Origin of the sequence: Brevundimonas sp. MF30-B (genome assembly GCF_004683885.1) — a bacterium.
Taxonomy (GTDB): domain Bacteria; phylum Pseudomonadota; class Alphaproteobacteria; order Caulobacterales; family Caulobacteraceae; genus Brevundimonas.
Genome location: NZ_CP038440.1, coordinates 1,089,200 through 1,107,641 on the forward strand (window position 1 = coordinate 1,089,200; position 18,442 = coordinate 1,107,641).

Annotated in this window: 16 protein-coding genes; 8 read left to right on the forward strand and 8 right to left on the reverse strand. The window is 67.7% G+C overall.

Annotation, left to right across the window (positions count from 1 at the left end):
• Positions 1 to 38 precede the first annotated feature (38 nt).
• The 6 genes from E4M01_RS05495 to E4M01_RS05520 all read right to left on the reverse strand — a co-directional run bounded on the left by E4M01_RS05495 (position 39) and on the right by E4M01_RS05520 (position 5,921).
• Complete coding sequence (locus E4M01_RS05495) at positions 39 to 443, reverse strand: acyl-CoA thioesterase (protein WP_135061851.1); 405 nt, start codon at positions 441 to 443, stop codon at positions 39 to 41.
• Positions 440 to 1,024: a hypothetical protein gene (locus tag E4M01_RS05500; protein ID WP_135061850.1), complete on the reverse strand. Its 585-nt coding sequence runs from the start codon at positions 1,022 to 1,024 to the stop codon at positions 440 to 442. Before E4M01_RS05500 ends, E4M01_RS05495 begins: the two co-directional genes overlap by 4 nt.
• Before the next feature lie 2 nt (positions 1,025 to 1,026).
• The gene (locus tag E4M01_RS05505; protein ID WP_245158164.1) at positions 1,027 to 2,199 is read right to left on the reverse strand and encodes a polysaccharide biosynthesis/export family protein; all 1,173 of its coding nucleotides are present in this window, start codon (positions 2,197 to 2,199) and stop codon (positions 1,027 to 1,029) included.
• 47 nt (positions 2,200 to 2,246) lie between these two features.
• Positions 2,247 to 3,539 (reverse strand): glycosyltransferase family 1 protein, encoded by a 1,293-nt coding sequence (locus E4M01_RS05510; RefSeq protein ID WP_135061849.1) that lies wholly within the window; start codon positions 3,537 to 3,539, stop codon positions 2,247 to 2,249.
• Complete coding sequence (locus tag E4M01_RS05515; protein ID WP_135061848.1) at positions 3,536 to 4,843, reverse strand: glycosyltransferase family 1 protein; 1,308 nt, start codon at positions 4,841 to 4,843, stop codon at positions 3,536 to 3,538. The genes E4M01_RS05510 and E4M01_RS05515 overlap by 4 nt, the downstream gene beginning before the upstream one ends.
• An 82-nt stretch (positions 4,844 to 4,925) precedes the next feature.
• Positions 4,926 to 5,921, reverse strand: a complete 996-nt coding sequence (locus tag E4M01_RS05520; protein ID WP_135061847.1) for an SIS domain-containing protein — start codon at positions 5,919 to 5,921, stop codon at positions 4,926 to 4,928.
• Between the two features lie 173 nt (positions 5,922 to 6,094).
• Here E4M01_RS05520 and otsB point away from each other — a divergent pair, with 173 nt between their 5' ends.
• From otsB to E4M01_RS05545, 5 genes are all read left to right on the forward strand, one after another.
• Positions 6,095 to 6,868: a trehalose-phosphatase gene (gene otsB / locus E4M01_RS05525; protein WP_135061846.1), complete on the forward strand. Its 774-nt coding sequence runs from the start codon at positions 6,095 to 6,097 to the stop codon at positions 6,866 to 6,868.
• Positions 6,865 to 8,667 (forward strand): glycoside hydrolase family 15 protein, encoded by a 1,803-nt coding sequence (locus tag E4M01_RS05530; protein ID WP_135061845.1) that lies wholly within the window; start codon positions 6,865 to 6,867, stop codon positions 8,665 to 8,667. The genes otsB and E4M01_RS05530 overlap by 4 nt, the downstream gene beginning before the upstream one ends.
• Positions 8,668 to 8,671: 4 nt before the next feature.
• Positions 8,672 to 10,081: a trehalose-6-phosphate synthase gene (locus E4M01_RS05535; protein ID WP_135061844.1), complete on the forward strand. Its 1,410-nt coding sequence runs from the start codon at positions 8,672 to 8,674 to the stop codon at positions 10,079 to 10,081.
• 145 nt (positions 10,082 to 10,226) lie between these two features.
• Complete coding sequence (locus E4M01_RS05540; protein WP_135061843.1) at positions 10,227 to 11,759, forward strand: DEAD/DEAH box helicase; 1,533 nt, start codon at positions 10,227 to 10,229, stop codon at positions 11,757 to 11,759.
• Positions 11,760 to 11,854: 95 nt separating this feature from the next.
• On the forward strand, positions 11,855 to 12,913 hold the full coding sequence (locus E4M01_RS05545) for a GGDEF domain-containing protein (protein WP_135061842.1): 1,059 nt from the start codon (positions 11,855 to 11,857) through the stop codon (positions 12,911 to 12,913).
• Between the two features lie 26 nt (positions 12,914 to 12,939).
• On the opposite strand, the gene E4M01_RS05550 is transcribed toward E4M01_RS05545, so the two are convergent.
• Both E4M01_RS05550 and E4M01_RS05555 read right to left on the reverse strand, forming a co-directional pair.
• Positions 12,940 to 13,443 (reverse strand): pyridoxamine 5'-phosphate oxidase family protein, encoded by a 504-nt coding sequence (locus tag E4M01_RS05550; RefSeq protein ID WP_135061841.1) that lies wholly within the window; start codon positions 13,441 to 13,443, stop codon positions 12,940 to 12,942.
• Between the two features lie 58 nt (positions 13,444 to 13,501).
• Positions 13,502 to 13,687, reverse strand: coding sequence for a hypothetical protein (locus E4M01_RS05555; RefSeq protein ID WP_245158163.1), 186 nt, complete (start codon positions 13,685 to 13,687; stop codon positions 13,502 to 13,504).
• A 228-nt stretch (positions 13,688 to 13,915) separates the two neighbouring features.
• On the opposite strand from E4M01_RS05555, the gene E4M01_RS05560 reads away from it, so the two are divergent.
• From E4M01_RS05560 to E4M01_RS05570, 3 genes are all read left to right on the forward strand, one after another.
• Positions 13,916 to 16,612 (forward strand): hypothetical protein, encoded by a 2,697-nt coding sequence (locus E4M01_RS05560; protein ID WP_245158162.1) that lies wholly within the window; start codon positions 13,916 to 13,918, stop codon positions 16,610 to 16,612.
• Between the two features lie 92 nt (positions 16,613 to 16,704).
• Complete coding sequence (locus tag E4M01_RS05565) at positions 16,705 to 17,628, forward strand: sulfite exporter TauE/SafE family protein (RefSeq protein WP_135061839.1); 924 nt, start codon at positions 16,705 to 16,707, stop codon at positions 17,626 to 17,628.
• A complete protein-coding gene (locus tag E4M01_RS05570) occupies positions 17,628 to 18,440 on the forward strand; it encodes a TIGR02186 family protein (RefSeq protein ID WP_245158161.1) in 813 nt (270 codons plus the stop codon). Before E4M01_RS05565 ends, E4M01_RS05570 begins: the two co-directional genes overlap by 1 nt.
• The last annotated feature ends 2 nt before the right edge of the window (positions 18,441 to 18,442 follow it).

Sequence of the window (18,442 nt, forward strand, 5' to 3'; positions counted from 1 at the left end):
GGACCCTCTCGGTCAAGATTTCCCAGCGTCGCGCTGGGTTAATCCTGAGGCGGCGGCAGAAGGCGCGGGCGACGTTCGTCGTCGATGGCGACGTAGGTGAAGACCCCCTCGGTGACCCGCACGAGTTCAGAGCCCGTCTGGTTGCGCGACCGCTTCCAGGCCTCGACATGGACGCGGATCGAGGTGCGGCCCCGCTTGACCACGCGGGCGTAGGTCGAGACCTCGTCGCCGACCGACACCGGCTGGTGGAACACCATGCCGTCCAAGGCGATGGTCACGCAGCGGCCTTCCGCGAGTTCGAACGCCGGCGTGGCGCCCGCCAGGTCCATCTGGGCCAGCAGCCAGCCGCCGAAGATGTCGCCCTCGGGATTGGTGTCGGCGGGCATGGCGATGACACGCCCGACCAGCTGGCCTTCGGGATCGGAAGAGACGGGCTCGGTCATGGCTCGGGATCGGGCGTCGGCGACGGAGAGGGGAGGGCCGCCTTCTTGCGCGTCTGGCGCGGGGTGTCGACCGGTCTCAGCGTCAGAGTGGTGTCGGGCAGCAGCGCCTCGTGCTGGACCATGTCACGCCACAGGGCTCCGAGCTTGAGTGCAGAAGCAAGCGCTTCGCTCGCAGCCACGCCGCGTCGCGCCCGCAGCCAGGCGCATCCGGCCAGTGCTCCGGACGCCTGGACCAGTTCCGGCGTCTCGCGATGAACGGCCCCCAGGTCATCGCGAGACCCAAAGCGCCACCCGGCCTCACGCGGATGGTCCGCAGACAGTGCGAACTTCTGTTCGGGCGTGAGGGTCTCGGCGATGAAGGCCCAGTCCATGGCGCCCGGCGCGCGGCGATAGTGGCCTTGCGCGGTCGGCAGGCCGTGGCGCGCATAGACGGCGAGGGCGGCGCGCTCAACCTCCTCGAGGAGGTCGGCGAAGGCGTCGACCTCGGAGGGGGCCCGGTCCTGAGCCGCGATGAAGGGATCTCGCCCCGGATCTGCGTCCGCACGGCGCGATCCCAACAAACGCGACAGCCAGCCGGCCATGGCTAGTCGAGATTCAGGGCGCTGGTGACAGAGATGTCGTAGATCACGCGGGTGAAGCTCTGCACGAACTCGAAGAAGGTGCGCGCCTCCGCCGCTCCGGCTCGGGAAACGTAAACCACGTCGTCGGGCCGAATCTCGAAGTTGGAGGCGATGAAGAAGCCCGACCCCTCAGCCAGGTTTAGCCGATAGACAACCGGCACGCCCCGCGGCGTCGGCGGCTGATCCACGCCCAGCGCTCGCGCGACCTCTGGACGCTCGAAACGGAAGACCAGCACCGAACGGGCGTTCGCCTGCTGGGGATTCAGCCCGCCCACGCGGCCGAGCGCTGTGGCCAAGGTCACTTCGCCCGCGCCCATCTCGGTTTCGCGGATGGCGTTCAGCGCCCCGAAGGTCGAGAAGCGGCGCGGCTGATAGCGCAGATTGATCTGGTCGCCAGCGCGCAGCCTCACATTCTCGTCGAAGGCGGTGGTGACCACCGCGAGCGGTGCGGTGAAGGTCTGCCCGTCCCGCTGGATGGCGACGACGACGTCCTCGGTCGGACGCGCCGTTCCCCCGGCGCCGGCGATCACGTCAAGGATGCGGTCGGCGTTGACGGTGAGCGGTTGCCGACCGGGCTGCCGCACCTCGCCCAGAACGGTGACCGTGCTGGAGACCGGCTGCGCCACCGACACGACCACCTGGGGATTGGCCACGCGGCCGATCAGGGCGCGCCGGATGGCGTCGGCGGCCTGGCCTGACGTCAGGCCTTGCACGTTGATGCGGCCGGCGAAGGGGACAGACACCTGTCCCGCGCGGTCGACCGTGAGGGGCGGCAGCGCCTGGTTGCCGGCCTGGACGCGGATGTTGCCGCCGCCGCCGCCCCCGAACAGAGCGCCTGAGGGTTCGAAGATGGATACGGCCAGCACGTCCCCGACGCCGATCAGGTCGGTTGGGGCGTCGCTGTCGGCCGACGCCAGCGTGCCCAAAAACTGCTGCGGGACAGCCTTGATGATTTCCGACGCCCGATAGTCCAGCGGCACGATCGCGTAGGAGCCCTGGGATTCAGGGGTCGTCGCACCCTGGTCGATCGCGCGGCCGGAAGGGCCATCCCGAGGCAGGGTCGAACAGCCGGCGAGCAGGGCGGTGATGGCGAGCAGGGCGGTGATGGCGAGCAGGGAAAGGGTCGAGCGCATCATGGAGGCGGCGTCTCTCGTTAGGTCCGCTGGGCGCGGATGCGATTGATTTACCGGGCTTTGCAGCCTGGGGCCAGAGGTTCGGCGGACCCCCCGCCCGAAAGGCCGACGCAGGCCGCGACGGCGGCGAAGTGCGCGGCCCATGTGGGAGCGACATAGGGCGCGGGCGCCGCAGGCCGCACGCGGGTGGCTGACTCTAGGGCGGCGATCCAGCCCGGTCCGTCCAGCGGGTCGATCAAAGCGGCGTCGGGCACGAGTTCCCGATGCGCCGGAATGTCCGACGCAATCAGCGGCACGCCCATGGCCGAAGCCTCGACTGCCGGGAGGTCGAAGCCTTCGACAGCGGAGGGCGCCAGAACCGCTCGTGCGCCCCGCATCAGCTCCGACAGAGCGCGGTCGGGCAGATTGGCCGCCTGGTGCACAAGGCCTCGCAGCCTGGGGGACCGTTCGAGATGGTCCAGCACGGCTTCGTTCTCCCAGCCGTAGCGCCCGATCAGGACGAGGCGCGGAGCCTCGGCGCCCATCCGCTCCTCCAATCGACGCCACAGCGTCAGGAGGAAGGCCAAGTTCTTGCGCGCCTCGATCGTGCCCACATGGAGGAAGTACGGCGGGGCGTCTTGCGAGGCTCCCGGCGACAGAAACACGGGCTCCAGTCCCAGGTGAGCTACCTGCACGGGCGGCGCGCGCAGGCCTTCGCTTGCCGCGAAGGCTTGAACTTCATGGCCGGTATAGGCGGAGTTGACCAAGATTTGGTCCGCATGGGTCAGGGCGTGCCGCACCCGGCGCTCATGCTTGGGCCCGTCTCCGGGACGGCAGAACTCAGGGTGGGTGACGGGGATCAAGTCGTGGATCATGATTACCGGCCGCACACCCCTAGCCTGCAGACCGGCCAAGATGTCGGGCGTGTTGAGGCTGGTGTGGCCGACGTTGAAATAGAGATCGCCGCCGGGCGTCTCGGCGCGGCGACGCGAACGGAAATACTGCTTCACCACCCTGAGGCGCGAAGGCTTGGCGTCGGTCGCCGGCGGTGAGCTGATGACCGAGGCGGCCGGGCGGTCGGGCGCGCGCACGGCGGCAAGCAAACGAGCCTCGTGCTCGGTCGGCGTCCGATCGAAGAAAGCGCCGCTCCACTGTTCGCGCATGCGTCTGGCGCAGGCCCTGAACCAATCGTCGTCGACCGCGACGAGCCGCTCGTCCAGGCAGCGAACCGCCCGCATTTCGACGTCGGGATGATCCAGCAGCCATTCGGCGTAGGCGAGGCAGACTCGGTCCACGCCGGTCGGCACGCGGCGTTCTGTCCGGCTCAGCAGCCGGCTGACGTCGAACAGGACGCGGACGCTCACAGCACCCCGACGCGGCTGTAGAGATCGCGCAGCCGATCCTGATAGGCGGCGGGCGTGAACCTGGCGGCCTGCACCAGGCCTCGCTCCACCAGGTCGTCACGCAGAGCTTCGTCGGAGTCCAGCGCCTGCAGGCCCCGCGTCATGGCCTGAACATCATAGGGATCGACGCTCAGCGCCGCGTCGCCGGCCACCTCGGGCAGGGACCCGCCCGTCGAGGTCAGCACCGCGGTGGACAGGGCCATGGACTCCAGCACCGGCAGGCCGAAACCTTCGTAAAGCGAGGGGAAAAGCGTGGCCTTGGCGCCGCGGATCAGGCTGATCAGCATGGAAAAGGACATGTATTCGTACTGACGGATGCGGTCCGCCATCGGCCCGCCGTCGCGCTTGACCTGGTTCAGCAGCGCCGTCTCGGGCTCGTCCAGCCAGGCGCGGCCCCCGACGATCACCAGGGGCGTGGTCAGGCCCGACGCCAGATAGGCCTCCACGATGCGGCCTAGATTCTTCTTGGGCTCGATGGCGCCGAAGTGCAGGAAATAGTCCTTCCAGCCCAGGTTGAAGACGCCTTCAAGCTCCAGCGCCACCTCGGGCTGAGGACGGGAGGTCAGCCGTTCGGGCAGGTCCACGGCCTGATAGGTATTGGTGACCCGGTCCTCGGACACGCCCAGCAGGCGGATGACGTCCTGGCGCGTCGTTTCGGAAACAACGGCGATATGATCCGCCCGCGCCGCGATCTTGCGGCACAGGTCCATGTACTTGTCCTTGTTCTCCAGCGTCGTGTGCGGGAGGCGCAGCGGGATCAGGTCATGGATGGTGTAGAGATTGGGCACGCCCTTGGCGTACAGCGGCAGGGTCGCGGTCCAGTGCATGGCGCCGGGCGCCGGGGCCTCCGAGGTTGCGTCGAAGCGCACGGGCGTCTCGGTCCCGTAAGCTTGGAAAGCGCGGTGAGACACGGCGAACAGGTCGCGCGCCGCCCAGAAGTAGTCGGCGTCCGGCCGGCCGCCGCCCCGTGAAGGCCAGACAATCTCGCCTGACGGCAAGATCGGATGGGCGTCATGACCCATCCGGCTCATCCACGTACGCTTGAACCGCTCGAACCGCTTCTGCTTCGCCGGCGGACGGTCCGCGTCGGCTAGAAGGGCTTCGTTCAGGGTGTTGTTCTTGGATCGCGAGGAGGGCGGGCCGTAGAGAACCTGGGTGCCCAGACCCAAGGCGCGGGCGTTGGGCAGCAGGTTGCGACCGTAGGTGGCGATGCCCGACCCCTTGGGCAGCGCGATGTTGAAGCCGTCGATGCAGATGGAGCTCATGAATCTCTTCGCGGCTTTGGAGCGGGCTTCGGGAAAGGGCGCGACGCCTAAAGGCGGCGACCGGTTGGGTCAACCGTGGCCGTCAGGAGACGTAGCCAGCCTGCATCAACTCGGCGATGTGGACGATCGCCACCGGGCGGCTGTCCTGCACGACGAACAAATTGGCGATCTTGTTGGCCGCCAGCAGATCGACGACGTCGCTCATCCGGGCGTCGGGATCGACGATGATGGGGCTGCGGCTCATGATGTCCTCTGCCTTAAGGGACGTGATGTCCTGAGCGAAGGCGCGGCGGATGTCGCCGTCCGTGACGATCCCGGCCAGGGTCTGGTCAGGGTTCAGAACCGCGACCGCGCCCTTGCGGCCCTCTGTGATGGCGGAGACCACATCGGTGAACGGCGCGTGAAGCGGCACGCTGGCCGGGGCGGCGGCGTTGTCGCCCATCCATTCGCGAACGCTCTGCAGGCTCATGCCCAGCGAGCCGCCGGGGTGGTGCAGGCCGAACGCCTCGCGCGTGAACTCGCGGCGGTCCATCAGCACCATGGCCAGTGCATCGCCCATGGCCAGAGTCATCAGCGTCGATGTGGTTGGCGCTAGGCCGTTGGGGCAGGCCTCCGCCACGCTCGGCATGGTCAGGCAGACCGCCGAGTTGCGCCCCAGGAAGCTGGAGGCGCGCTGGGTGATGCCGATCACAGGGATGCCGCTGCGCTGGCAGAACAGCAGCGGGTCGCGCAGTTCGCGGCTCTCGCCAGAGTTGGAGATGGCCAGGAGCGTCGTGTCCGCGCGAAGCATGCCCAGATCGCCATGGCTCATCTCGGCGGGGTGGACGAAAAAGGCGTTGGTGCCGGTCGACGCCAAGGTGGCGGCGATCTTGTTGCCGATGTGTCCCGACTTGCCCATGCCGGTCACCACCACGTAGCCCGGTCGGCTGAGAATGATGTCGCAGGCCCGCGCGATGTTGACGTCAATGGCGCGCTCCAGCGCTGTGAGAGCGTCGATGTTCAAACGAACGACCTCGCGGGCGCGCTCGGTCATCCGGGCGATGTCCTCGGGGGGCGACGCGGCGATGTCGAAACTCATGGGGCGGGGCCTCGGCAGTGGTCGATGCATGGCAGATAGACCCTTGAAGCGGCTTGGCCAATGCCGCACGCCGGGCCAGCCGGCGCCGCAAATGCGAAGAAATGCGCGACGAGGGGTCAACTTTGCAGGCCCAAGGGCGTTAGGCTGGCCGGGGATCAAACAGAAGAACCGGAATGCCGCCAGCGACCGCCATCGTCGAACCGTCCTCGGCCGGAGACCTGCCCGCACCGCCTTCGCGTCTGGCGCGGCCAGCGCTGTTCCTTGACCTGGACGGGGTGCTGGCGCCTATGGCGCCGACGCCGGACGCCGTGCTGCCCGACCCCCGGCGAACGGCGGTCTTGAAGGCGCTCGACGCCCGTCTGGCGGGCCGGCTGGCCATTGTCAGCGGGCGCACCCTGGCTGAGATCGACCGCATCGCCGACGGCGCCAGCCGATCGGCCTCGGGCGTGCATGGCCTGGAGCGGCGGCGACGCGACGGCTCGATCGTGCGCGGCGCGCCGGACGCGGGCGTGGCTGAGGCGCTGGCGGCCTTCCAGCAGTTCGCTGAGCGCGACGAGGGCTTGATCGTCGAGGACAAGGGCGTCTCGGCGGGTCTGCACTACCGCCAGGCGCCGGATCAGGCCGAGGCGGCCGCCGGCCTGGCAGACGACTTGGCCGGCCGCACCGGCCTGACGCTTCAGCCCGGCCATATGGTGCTGGAACTCAAGACGCCGGGTTCCGACAAGGGCACGGCGGTGACCGCCTTCATGGCCGAAGCGCCTTTCGCCGGGGCCATCCCGGTCATGCTGGGCGACGACCTGACCGACGAGCACGGCTTCGAAGCGGCGCAGCGACTGGGCGGCTTCGGCGTCCTGGTCGGGCCCGCGCGCGCCACGGCCGCCCGCTATCGACTGGACGGCGTGGACGCCGTCATGGACTGGCTTGAACGACTGGAGGTCGACGCATGACCGAGACGAAACGCACCCAGGCGAACCTCGACCTCTTCCCCATCGGCAACTGCGCGCTGAGCGCCCTGATCGACCGACAGGGCCGCCACGTCTGGGCCTGCGCGCCGCGCGTGGACGGCGATCCGATCTTCTCGGCCCTGATGGACGGCGACGACCCTGAGCACGGCTTCTGGTCGGTCGAACTGGCGGACGTGAAACACGTCAGCCAGACCTATGTGCGCAATACCCCGATCCTGCGTACGGTCCTCACCGCCGAGGACGGGGCTTCGGTCGAAATCCTGGATTTCGCCCCGCGTCATTCCAAGCAGGGCCGCACCTATCGCCCGCTGGCGTTCGGCAAGCTGATCCGGCCGCTGGAGGGCGCGCCGCGGATCACCATCCGCCTGCGGCCGTCCGCCGACTGGGGCGCGCGCCGGGCCAAGATCACCTCGGGCTCCAACCACATCCGCTATCTGTGCAGCGACGTGGTGATGCGGCTGACCACCAACTGCCCGGTCTCGCACGTGCTGGACGAGCGGACGTTCCGGCTGGAAAACGAGATGGCCTTCTTCCTGGGGCCGGACGAGGGCTACGACCAGCCCGTGCTGTCGGGCGTCACGGCCGCCTATGAACAGACGGCGTCCTATTGGAAGAACTGGGTGCGCACCCTGTATCTGCCGCTGGACTATCAGGAGGCGGTGATCCGCGCGGCGATCACGCTCAAGCTCTGCGCCTATGAGGAGACCGGCGCCATCGTCGCCGCCATGACCACCTCGGTGCCCGAGTTCCCCGAGAGCGGGCGGAACTGGGACTATCGCTACTGCTGGATCCGCGACGCCTATTATACGGTGCGCGCGCTGAACCGGCTGGGTGCGGTCGACATTCTGGAGAACTACCTCGTCTATCTGCGCAACCTCGTCGACGCCTCAGGCGGCGGCCACGTCCAGCCCGTGTACGGCGTCGGTCTGGAAGAGGACATCGACGAGCGCATCACCGAGACCGTCGAGGGCTATCGCGGGATGAAACCAGTGCGCGTGGGCAACCAGGCGCGCGAGCACCTGCAGCACGACGTCTATGGCCAGATCGTGCTGCCGCTGGTGCAGAGCTTCTACGACCATCGCCTGCTTCGGCCCGGATCTGTCGAGGATTTCTGCGCGCTCGAGAAGGTGGGCGAGCGCGCCTACGCCATGCACGATCAGCCCGACGCCGGCCTATGGGAGTTCCGCACCATCGCCCGGGTGCACACCTATTCGTCGGTCATGTGCTGGGCCGCCTGCGATCGCCTGGCCAAGGCGGCGGATCATCTGGGGCTGCAGTCTCGCGGCGAGGTCTGGCGCGAGCGGGCGTCCGAAATCCGCGCCCGTATTGAGAAGGAGGCCTTCCTGCCCGACGAGGGCCGGTTCGGCGCCAGCTTCGGCGGGACGGAGCTGGACGCAAGTCTGCTCCAGATGACCGATCTGGGCTTCCTCGATCCGGCGGACCCGCGCCAGGTCCAGACCTTCGACGCCATCGAGCGCGACCTGAAGAAGGGCAGCCATCTGTTCCGCTACGTCGAGCCGGATGACTTCGGCGAGCCGGAGACGGCGTTCAACTTCTGCACCTTCTGGTTCATCGAGGCCCTGCACCTGAACGGCCGCACCGAAGAGGCGCGCGAAATCTTCGCCGAGATGCTGAACCGACGCACGGCGGCGGGGCTGCTCAGCGAGGACATCGCCATCGAGACGGGCGAACTGTGGGGGAACTATCCGCAGACCTATTCGCTGGTGGGCATCATCAACTGCGCGGTGCTGCTGAGCCGTTCCTGGACGGAAGCCCGCTGAAGCCATGTCGCGTCTGATCGTCGTTTCGAACCGGGTCTCCGCGCCCAAGGACCCCGCCGCCGGATCGGCGGGCGGACTGGCCATGGCCCTGTCCGCCGCCCTTCGCAAATACGACGGCCTTTGGTTCGGCTGGTCGGGCGAGACGGTGGAGACCTTCAAGCCCGAGGCCAAGTTCGAGGATCGCGCCGGCGTCACCGTCGCCCTGGTCGATCTGGAAGCCCAGGACGTCGACGAATACTACAACGGCTACGCCAACAAGACGCTGTGGCCGCTGTTCCACCATCGGGTGGACCTGACCGCCTATGAGCGCAGCTTCGGCGAGGGTTACGAGCGGACCAATGCGCGCTTCGCCGAGGTGCTGGCGCCGCTGATCGAGCCCGACGACCTGATCTGGATTCACGACTATCACATGATCCCGCTGGCCCGGGATCTGCGGCGGTTGGGCGTGACCAACCGCATCGGTTTTTTCCTGCATACGCCGTGGCCGGCGCGCCAGCTGCTGGTGACCCTGCCGTATCATCGGCGGCTGGTCGAAAGCCTGTTCGACTTCGACCTGATCGGCTTCCACACCCGCGAGTGGATGGACCTGTTCACCGACTATGTGGTCAGCGAGGCCAAGGGCGATGTGACCGGCGAGAACGGGCTGGAATGCTTCGGCCGTCAGGTGCAGGTCGGCGTCTTTCCTATCGGCATCGACGTCGACGGCTTCCTGGAGGCGCGAAACTCGACCCTGGGCGCGCGCACCTACGACAGGATGGCGGCGTCCGCGGTCTTCCGCTCGATGATCGTGGGGGTGGACCGGCTGGACTACTCCAAGGGTCTGGAGCAGCGTCTGCTGGGCTATGAGCAGTTCCTGCACAACAATCCGTCCATGCGCGGCGACGTCTTCCTGTTGCAGGTGACGCCGATCTCGCGCGACGACGTGGACACCTACCAGGACATTCGCGGGCGGTTGGACGCCCTGGCCGGGCGGATCAACGGCGAGTTCGCCGACATGGACTGGCAGCCCATCCGCTACCTGAACCGCACCTACCGCCGCGACCAGCTGGCGGGCATCTATCGCGCCGCGCGAGTGGGTCTGGTGACACCTCTGCGCGACGGCATGAACCTGGTCGCCAAGGAATATGTGGCGGCCCAGAACCCGGAAGATCCCGGCGTGCTGATCCTGTCGCGCTTCGCCGGCGCGGCCGAGCAGATGGGCGAGGCCCTGCTGGTCAATCCGTTCAGCCGCGAAGAGCTGTCGGACGCCATCAAGAACGCCTTGACCATGCCCCTGGCCGAACGCATTCGGAAATGGGAAGCGCTGATGAAGGTGGTGCGCGACACCGACGTGTCGATCTGGCGCGACGACTTCGTGCAGGCGCTGATGTCGGCGCCGCGCGTCAAGGAGCTGCCGGTTTTCGACGCGGCCTGATCGGGCGGAATACTTGACTATTTCCTAGGGGCTTCTATATGCGCCCCAACCCCGGGACAGGTCTGCGATGCGCGCCGCCCGTTCGCCCCTGAACATTTGGGCGGTTCCGAGGTCCGCAACGCGACCCTTCGTTCCCATAGGTTTCATGACTGAATTCACCCAACTGGGCCTTTCGCCCACGACCCTGCAGGCCGTCGCCGACACCGGCTACACCACCGCCACCCCCATTCAGGCCCAGGCCATTCCGGTGGCGCTCGCCGGCCGCGACGTGCTGGGCATCGCCCAGACCGGCACCGGCAAGACGGCGGCCTTCACCCTGCCGCTGGTCGACCGCCTCGCCTCGGGACGTGCCCGCGCCCGGATGCCGCGCGCCCTGGTGCTGGCGCCGACCCGCGAGCTTGCCGACCAGGTCGCCGAGAGCTTCGCCAAATACGCCAAGGGCACCAAGCTGAACTGGGTGCTGCTGATCGGCGGCGTCTCCATGGGCGACCAGGTCGCGGCGCTGAACAAGGGCGTCGACGTTCTGATCGCGACGCCCGGCCGCCTGATCGACCTGTTCGAACGCGGCAAGATGATGCTGAACGGCGTCGAGATCATGGTCGTTGATGAAGCTGACCGCATGCTCGACATGGGTTTCATCCCGGACATCGAAAAGATCTTCAAACTGACGCCGCCCAAGCGCCAGACCCTGTTCTTCTCGGCCACCATGCCGCCCGAGATCACCCGGCTGACGACGCAGTTCCTCAAGGATCCGACCCGGATCGAGGCCTCGCGTCCGGCCATGACCGCCGACACCATCACCCAGTATGTGGTGCGCATCCCGACCTCGGACCCCAAGGCCAAGCGCACGGCGTTGCGCGCCCTGGTCGGTCGCGAGGACGTCAAGAACGGCATCGTTTTCTGCAATCGCAAGAGCGAGGTCGACATTGTCGCCAAGTCGCTGAAGACTCACGGTTTCGACGCCGCGCCGATCCACGGCGATCTGGACCAGTCGCTGCGCACCAAGACCCTGGCGGACTTCCGCTCGGGTGCGCTGAAGATCCTGGTGGCGTCCGACGTCGCAGCGCGCGGCTTGGACATCCCCGACGTCAGCCACGTCTTCAACTACGACGTCTCGCACCACGCCGACGACTATGTGCACCGCATCGGCCGCACGGGTCGCGCCGGCAAGCTGGGCCAGGCTTTCATGATCGTCACTCCCGCCGACGACAAGTCGTTGGACAAGGTGCTGAAGCTGATCAAGAAGGACCCGGTCGAACTGGCGCTGGACGGCATCGATTTCGCCTCGATCAAGGACCGGCCGCGTGACGACGAGCGTCGTGGACGCGGCCGCGAACGCGGCGGGCGCGACCGCAAGCCGCGCGCCGAGGCCGCCCCGGCCGAAGCCGCGCCTGTCGCGGCGATCGAAGCCGCCCCCTCGATCGAAACCGAGGCGCCGGCGCCCAAGCGCGGCCGCTCGCGCCGCAAGCCGGCCGCCGATGCGACTCCGGTCGAAGTCGCCGCAACCGAACAGGCCGCGCCGGTTTCCGCCCCGGCTCGTCCGGTCCAGGCCCCTCAGCTGCGTCAGTCCGACCGTCGCGGCGAGCAGCGCCAGCCCGAGCCCGAACGCCAGAACGCGCGCGGCTTCGGTGACGACATACCGGCCTTCCTGCGGCGTCCGGTGCTAATCAAGGGTTGAATTCAACCTGCCGAGGCGGCGCGTTTAACCCGCCGTTACGGAAGCTGATCTACGCTCGTCGTCGCGTCTGTTCCGGCGCGCGGCGAGGACTGTTCATGACCACTCAGGTCGAAACCGCAGTGCGGGGCCCGGAAGCGTATGGTCTGGCCCGCCGCGTCATCAACGAGATGGAACAGGCCGGGGTCTGGCCGACGCCGCTGAACTTCGAACTGTGGCTGCACTATCTGGGTGATCCTGAAGGTCCTCTAGGCCGCGAGATTCAGCGGGTGTTGGGCGCGGGCGAACCCTTCAGCGAATCGACCGCTGAAATGCTCGCCGCCGAGTATCTGCCGCGCGGCCGCCTGTCTGAAGAAATCCGCGACGCCGGCGTGGTCCTTGATCGCGAGTTGCGCACGGTGGCTGAGGCGATCGCGGCTGCGTATCGCACCCATTCCGACTACGGTGCCACCCTGGCCGACGCGGGGCGCAGCATGAGCGCTTCGGTGGATTCCACGCGGCTCAAGAAGATCGTCGCTGGACTGTCGAGCGCCACCCGCAAGGTGCAGCGTGAGACCGCGGGCCTGGAAAAACGGCTCGACACCTCGACCCGGGAGATCGCCCGGCTGCGTGAACATCTTGAGCAGGCGCGGCGCGACGCCATGACCGACGCCTTGACCAATCTGGCCAACCGCAAGGCGTTCGATGAACAACTGGTCCGCGCCTGCGCGGAGGCGGACGCCTCGCAGCGCCCGCTGACGTTGGCTGTCGTCGACATCGACCATTTCAAGCGCTTCAACGACACCTGGGGCCACCAGACCGGTGACCAGGTGCTGCGCTATGTCGCCAGCGTGCTGAATCGCCTGGCGCGCCATCCGCGCGTGGCGGCCCGCTACGGTGGCGAGGAGTTCGCCCTGATCTTCCCGGCCGAGAACCGCATGAAGGTCATGGAGGCGCTCGAGGCGGCCCGCAAGGAGATCAGCAGCCGCGCCCTTCGCCGGCGGTCGACCAACGACGAACTGGGCGCGATCACAATCTCAGCCGGCTTGGCGCAGCATCGCTTGGGCGAAAACGCTTCCGCGCTTCTCGAAAGGGCGGACGAGGCGCTTTACGCCTCCAAGAGAGGCGGCCGCAACCGCGTCACGGACGCCGACGCCGTCGATGCGGCGGCCGCTTGATTATTCCGGCCGCGATACAGCGGGATCTAGTCGAGAACCACGTCCGACACTCCGCCAGCGTCGGGCTGCGACTTGGTCAGATTGGCCTTCAGCACCTCGAAGCCGAAACCCAGCGGGCCCTTCTTTGACACCCACACGCGCCCGTCGTCTCCGTCGAAGCGGATAAGGGTTAGGGCGGGATCGTCCTTGCCGTCCGGATACCAAGCCGCCACGACCGGATTCCAGTATTGGTCGATACGCTCACGGTCATGCTCGAGTGTCATGGAGCCATGTATGCAGGCCTGCACCTCCTGGTCTTTCGACTGATAGGTGAACATGCCCGCCTGGGCGCCGCCTCCGATGTCACGCGCCAAATCCGTGTCACTACGGGTGAAGAACCAGATCGAGCCGGTCTCCGGCTCGCCGAAGCCGGTCATGGGTTGGCTGTGGGCGCCCGGACGATCCAGGCCCAGCATGCCTGTGTTGAACTCCTTCAGGCTGCGCCAGAACTCCTTTTCGGCGTCCTGAGGGGTCAGGGTGTCGTCGGTCATGATCGGTCTCTCCGTTTCGGGGGCCAGGATCAAACCGACGGCTGGCGTCGCGGTTCCGCTATTCGGCCCCGACCGCCAGGCGTGCGGCGTGGATGAGCAGGAGCAGGGCCAGAGCCGCGCTCAGCAGCATCAAGAAGCGCCAGGGCACCAGCCGCGGCCCACGCAACGGATCGGGCTCGCGCGCCCCACGCCATCCCGAAAAGCCGGCGAGGGCGAGCGCGGCGATCAACAGAGCGAAAGTCATTGGGCCGGACATCGGCGGGCGTTTGGCGCTGCTTGCGGCCCCGCGCAAGGAAATCTTTCGCAGGGGTTAATCTTAAAGGCGCGTTAACCACGCCGGAGCGAAGAACGGAACCGGCGGGACAGGTGTCCACAGGAATGCCGGATCGGCGCTAGATATTGGGGTTAACCGCGCGTTTACACCCCGCATCTTGCCGGTTAGCGTCCTTGCCATGGGTCGGGAGGCGAATCAGTGACCGCAGCCGCGCCGTGGAGCGTGAAGGGTATCGATCCCAAGGCGCGCGAAGTCGCCAAGGACCTGGCGCGCCGGTCAGGCATGACGCTGGGCGAATGGCTCAACTCCATGATCATGGAGGACAATGACGATGACGACGTGGTGCCGCTGGCCCGTCGTCCCCACGTCGAGGTCCATGAGCGCCGGGGCCGTAGCCGCCGGCTCGAGGACGCCTACGGAGTATCCGACGAGACGGTGCAGAGGCTTGGCGCCTCGATCGAGGCCATCGGCGCGCGACTGGAGGCTTCGGAACGTCGCGCGACCGTCGCCATACAGGGCGTCGATCAGGCTGTGGCCGGTCTGGTTCGTCGGCTGGACGGCGCAGATGTCCTGGCTCAGGAATCGGGCCGTCGAATTGACGACATCGCCCAGGAGTTGAGAGAGGGCCACCGTCGTCTGCGCCGCTTCGAGCAGGAGACAGGCCCGCATACAACGGAAGCCTTCGGAAAGGTCGAGGCCTCTCTGGGGGGGCTGTCCAGCCGGCTCTACGATATCGAAGAGCGCCAACGCACGGGCGTGATGGAGCTGCGCCAGCGTCTGGACGCGGTCGAGAAGACCACGGCCGCAGGCTCGGAAAGCGATGCGCTCGCCCATATCGGTCAGCGGCTGGACCAGGCGCAGGCGCGCACCACCGAGGCCCTGCGCCAGCTCGAACGGTCTTTCGGTGATCTGGACGCGCGTGTTCGTCTGGCGGAAGGGCGGGGCGAACCCGAGGGCGCCCGGTTCGAAAAGCTGGCTGAAAGCCTCACTCGACAAGTGGAGAGCAGCCGAGCTGAGCTGTTGCGGCGGCTGGACACGGCCGAGACCGAAGGCCGCATGGACCGCATCGAGCGCGCGGTCTCTTCCATGGCCGATCAGGCGCGCGCCGCCGAGCAGCGCTCCGTCGCCGCCGTCGAGGCCATGGGCCGCGAGATCATGCGCATTGCGCGCAACCTCGACGATCGCGTCGAGAGGGTCGAGCGGTCGGCCGGCGGCGTCGATCTGACGGAACTGACCCAAGCCCTGTCGGCTCGAATCGATCGCGATTTCGCCCGTCACGCCCAGACGGTGGATCAGCGGCTGGCCGCCAGCGACGAACGTCATGCCCAGGCGCTGGAGCGTCTGGGCGGCGAGATCACGCGCATCTCGGACCGCCTGAGCGAGCGCATCGCCCAGTCGGAACGTCGCTCGGCGGAGGCGCTGGATGACATCGGCCGTCGACTGGCGGATCGCTCGGAGAAGATCGAGCAACGCCACGACCGCACGTCTGGCGAGCTGGCTGAACGCATGCGTCAGTCCGAAGAGCGCACCGCCCGGCTGCTTGCCGAGGCGCGCGAAAGCATAGAGCGACGGACGTCTCGGCCGGCCGCGCCGCCCGTGGCCGACTGGCGCGCCGCAGCCTTCCCGGAGGACGCCTTCGAGCCGATGTCGCCCACGGCCGACTGGTCTCGCGATCCCCTGTCGGACGAGCCCCCCCAGCCGTTCCCCGCAGGCCTGGAGGTCGGCGACGAGCCGGATGTCTTCGTGGCGGAGCCATCACCGCAGTCCGATCTAGAAAGCCCTGAAAACCTGGACGACCAGGCCGCGCCGGCTGCGTTCGGCGAAGGGCCTTTCGGCGCTCTCGATCCCGCCACGGCGCCCTCGATCGAGGCCGCAATCGAAGACGACTTCGACACTGTCGAAACGCACTACGCCGCCGACGCGGCCGACGCCGAGTACGTCGACCGCGAGGCTCTGCGCGCCGCCGCAGCCGCCGGCCGCGCCGCCAGCGGGACTGAGTCGGTGTCGACCATCGACGCCGTTCAGGCCGCGCGGGCGGCCATGGCCGGGCCGGCTGAGGATGCGCGAAGCGGTTTCGGGCTGAAGCGCGGCGGTAAATCGCAGTTGCAGGAGAGGCTTGACCGCCAGGCGGCGAAGGAGGGATCGACTGTTCGGCGCGCCCTGGCGGTCTCAGCCGCCGCGGCTTTGGTTACGGCCGGCGGCTATGGATACGCCCGGGTGGCGGGCGAGTTCGGACTGCCCATGCCGCAGGGGCTGTCGCAGGTTCTTCAAGCTCAGGACGCCACCGCGCCTGCGCCGGGCGACGCGGCGCCAGTGGCGGCGCTGGCCTCGGTTACGGCCACGCCGGCGCTGGATCCGGCTGAGGGCGCCAATCTGTATGCACGCGCCGCCCGCCTTCTGACTGAGGGCGACCCGACGGCCCTGGAGACGCTCAAGCGCGCCGCCAACCTGGGGTATCCGCCCGCTCAGCTCCACTTGGCGGGTCTGTATCAGCAGGGCCGGGACGGTGCGCCGATGGATCGGCCAGAGGCGCGGCTGTGGGCGAAGCGGGCCGCCGAAGGCGGGGACGCCAAGGGCATGCACGCCTACGCCATGTATCTGTTTGACGGCGTGGGCGGGCCGGCCAATCGCGCGGAGGCCGTCAGTTGGCTCAAAAAGGCCGCCGAGCAGGGGCTTGTCGACAGCCAGTACAACCTCGCCAAGATTTATGAGGACGGGCAGGGTGTTGCGGCCAATCCCACCGAGGCGCTCAAGTGGTATGCGATTGCCGCCCGCGGCGGCGACCAGCAGGCCCAGATCGGGCTGGAACGCCTGACGCCTTCGGCCACCCCGCAGGCGCGCCAGGCCGCGCGTCGCGCGGCCGACGATTTTCAGGCGGAGCCGCTGAAAGGCTGACGCCGCCTGTGGCGCGGCGCGCGCCGCGCCTCTAAGACCGATCAGTCGCCTTTCGGCGCGTAGTGTTCACCGTCCAGCCGAAGGCGCGCCCTTTGGACATCTATCTGCCGATCGCCGAGGTTTCGGTGAACTGGCCGACCCTGGTGATCCTGGGGGCGGTGGTCGGGTTCGTGTCGGGCCTGTTCGGCATCGGCGGCGGCTTTCTGATGGCGCCGATCCTGGTCTTCCTGGGCATTCCGCCTACGGTGGCGGTGGCCAGCCAGGCCAGTCATGTGGTCGCATCCTCCACGTCCGGCGTCATCCGGTACACCAGTCAGAAGATGGTCGACTATCGCATCGGCGGGGTTATGGCGCTGGGCGGCGTTCTGGGGGCGCTGCTGGGCGTTGAGTTGTTCCGCTACCTGCGCCTGCTCGGCCAGGCGGATCTGGTGGTGGCCCTGGCCTATCTGCTGTTCCTCGGCTCGATCGGCTCGCTGATGCTCTACGAGAGCCTGACGCAGATTCTGCGCCGGATACGGGGCGAAACGCCGCCGCGCAAGGATCGACGTCGGCCCATGTGGCTTTACGGGCTTCCGCTGCGGATGAAGTTTCCTCGTTCAGGCCTCTACATCTCGGCCATCCCGCCCTTCGGCCTGGGCGTGTTCGCGGGCATTCTGTCGGCCATTATGGGGGTCGGCGGCGGCTTCATTCTGGTTCCGGCCATGCTCTACGTGCTGCGCATGAAGGCCAGCGTCGTGGTCGGCACCAGCCTGTTCCAGATCATCATCACCACCGCCATCACGACCGTGCTTCAGGCCGGGCGCAATCAGACTGTGGACATTGTCCTGTCGACCATACTGCTGCTGGGCGGGGTTGTCGGAGCGCAGATGGGAGCCAAATACTCGGGCCGCTTCCGGGCCGAGGAGCTTCGCGCGGTGCTGGGCCTGATCGTCCTGCTGGTCGGCATCCAGATGGGGCTGGAGCTGTTCGTGCGGCCCAGCGACATTTTCCTGTTGGCGCCGGGGATCGCGGACTGATGATGTTCCAGGTCCTCCCTCCCACGCCGCCGGTGGCAGAGGCGCCGGCTCCGGAACGCTCTCAGGCGACGCTGGACGAGGTGCGGGTCGCCGCCGCCTTGACCGACGCCCGGGTCCAGGTCGACTCCAGCTTCACCGGCGCTTCGATCGTGTTGTACGGCGCGGTGTTCAATCCAACCCCCCAGCCGGCCGATGTGGTCGTCGTTGTCAGAGGCCCCGACGCGCCGGTGCGCCTGGTCAAGAAGACGCGCAACATGGGTGTCTGGCTGAACAGCCGGCCCGTGCTGTTCGAGGGCGCGCCCGGCTTTTACATGACGGCCTCAACCCGGCCGCTCAGCGACATCACGGATTTCGGCCAGCTGCGTCGCCTGGGGGTGGGGGTCGATCACCTGCGCATCGACGCGCCTGAAGAGGCCCGCACCGTCACCCGCTACGGCGTTCGCGACGTGGTCGTCAGCCGGCTGGGCGACGATTATCTGGACTGGCGGCGCGCCGTGATCCGGCTGAGAGAGGCGGCGGCCCTCTACGCGACCGATCCCGAAGGCGTGTCATTCGTCGATCGCGGCCTGTTCCGCGCCGAGGTCAAGCTGCCGACGGTGGCCCCAACGGGCCGCTATCATGCGGAGGTGTGGCTGTTTCAAGAGGGAGCGCCCGTCTCGGTGTCCAATCTGACCCTGACGGTCGAGAAGGTCGGGCTGGAGCGCGACATCTATGAGTTCGCCCATCGCCGACCCTGGACCTATGGTCTTCTCTGCGTGTTCCTGGCGGCGTTCACCGGCTGGGCCGCGTCGCGTGTGTTCAGAAGAGATTAGGG

Excerpts from the sequence above, each read along its gene's own strand:
- E4M01_RS05495 (WP_135061851.1), bottom strand. The coding sequence starts at position 443 with ATGACCGAGCCCGTCTCTTCCGATCCCGAAGGCCAGCTGGTCGGGCGT.
- E4M01_RS05500 (WP_135061850.1), bottom strand. The coding sequence starts at position 1,024 with ATGGCCGGCTGGCTGTCGCGTTTGTTGGGATCGCGCCGTGCGGACGCA.
- E4M01_RS05505 (WP_245158164.1), bottom strand. The coding sequence starts at position 2,199 with ATGATGCGCTCGACCCTTTCCCTGCTCGCCATCACCGCCCTGCTCGCC.
- E4M01_RS05515 (WP_135061848.1), bottom strand. The coding sequence starts at position 4,843 with ATGAGCTCCATCTGCATCGACGGCTTCAACATCGCGCTGCCCAAGGGG.
- E4M01_RS05520 (WP_135061847.1), bottom strand. The coding sequence starts at position 5,921 with ATGAGTTTCGACATCGCCGCGTCGCCCCCCGAGGACATCGCCCGGATG.
- otsB (WP_135061846.1), top strand. The coding sequence starts at position 6,095 with ATGCCGCCAGCGACCGCCATCGTCGAACCGTCCTCGGCCGGAGACCTG.
- E4M01_RS05530 (WP_135061845.1), top strand. The coding sequence starts at position 6,865 with ATGACCGAGACGAAACGCACCCAGGCGAACCTCGACCTCTTCCCCATC.
- E4M01_RS05535 (WP_135061844.1), top strand. The coding sequence starts at position 8,672 with ATGTCGCGTCTGATCGTCGTTTCGAACCGGGTCTCCGCGCCCAAGGAC.
- E4M01_RS05540 (WP_135061843.1), top strand. The coding sequence starts at position 10,227 with ATGACTGAATTCACCCAACTGGGCCTTTCGCCCACGACCCTGCAGGCC.
- E4M01_RS05545 (WP_135061842.1), top strand. The coding sequence starts at position 11,855 with ATGACCACTCAGGTCGAAACCGCAGTGCGGGGCCCGGAAGCGTATGGT.
- E4M01_RS05550 (WP_135061841.1), bottom strand. The coding sequence starts at position 13,443 with ATGACCGACGACACCCTGACCCCTCAGGACGCCGAAAAGGAGTTCTGG.
- E4M01_RS05555 (WP_245158163.1), bottom strand. The coding sequence starts at position 13,687 with ATGACTTTCGCTCTGTTGATCGCCGCGCTCGCCCTCGCCGGCTTTTCG.
- E4M01_RS05570 (WP_245158161.1), top strand. The coding sequence starts at position 17,628 with ATGATGTTCCAGGTCCTCCCTCCCACGCCGCCGGTGGCAGAGGCGCCG.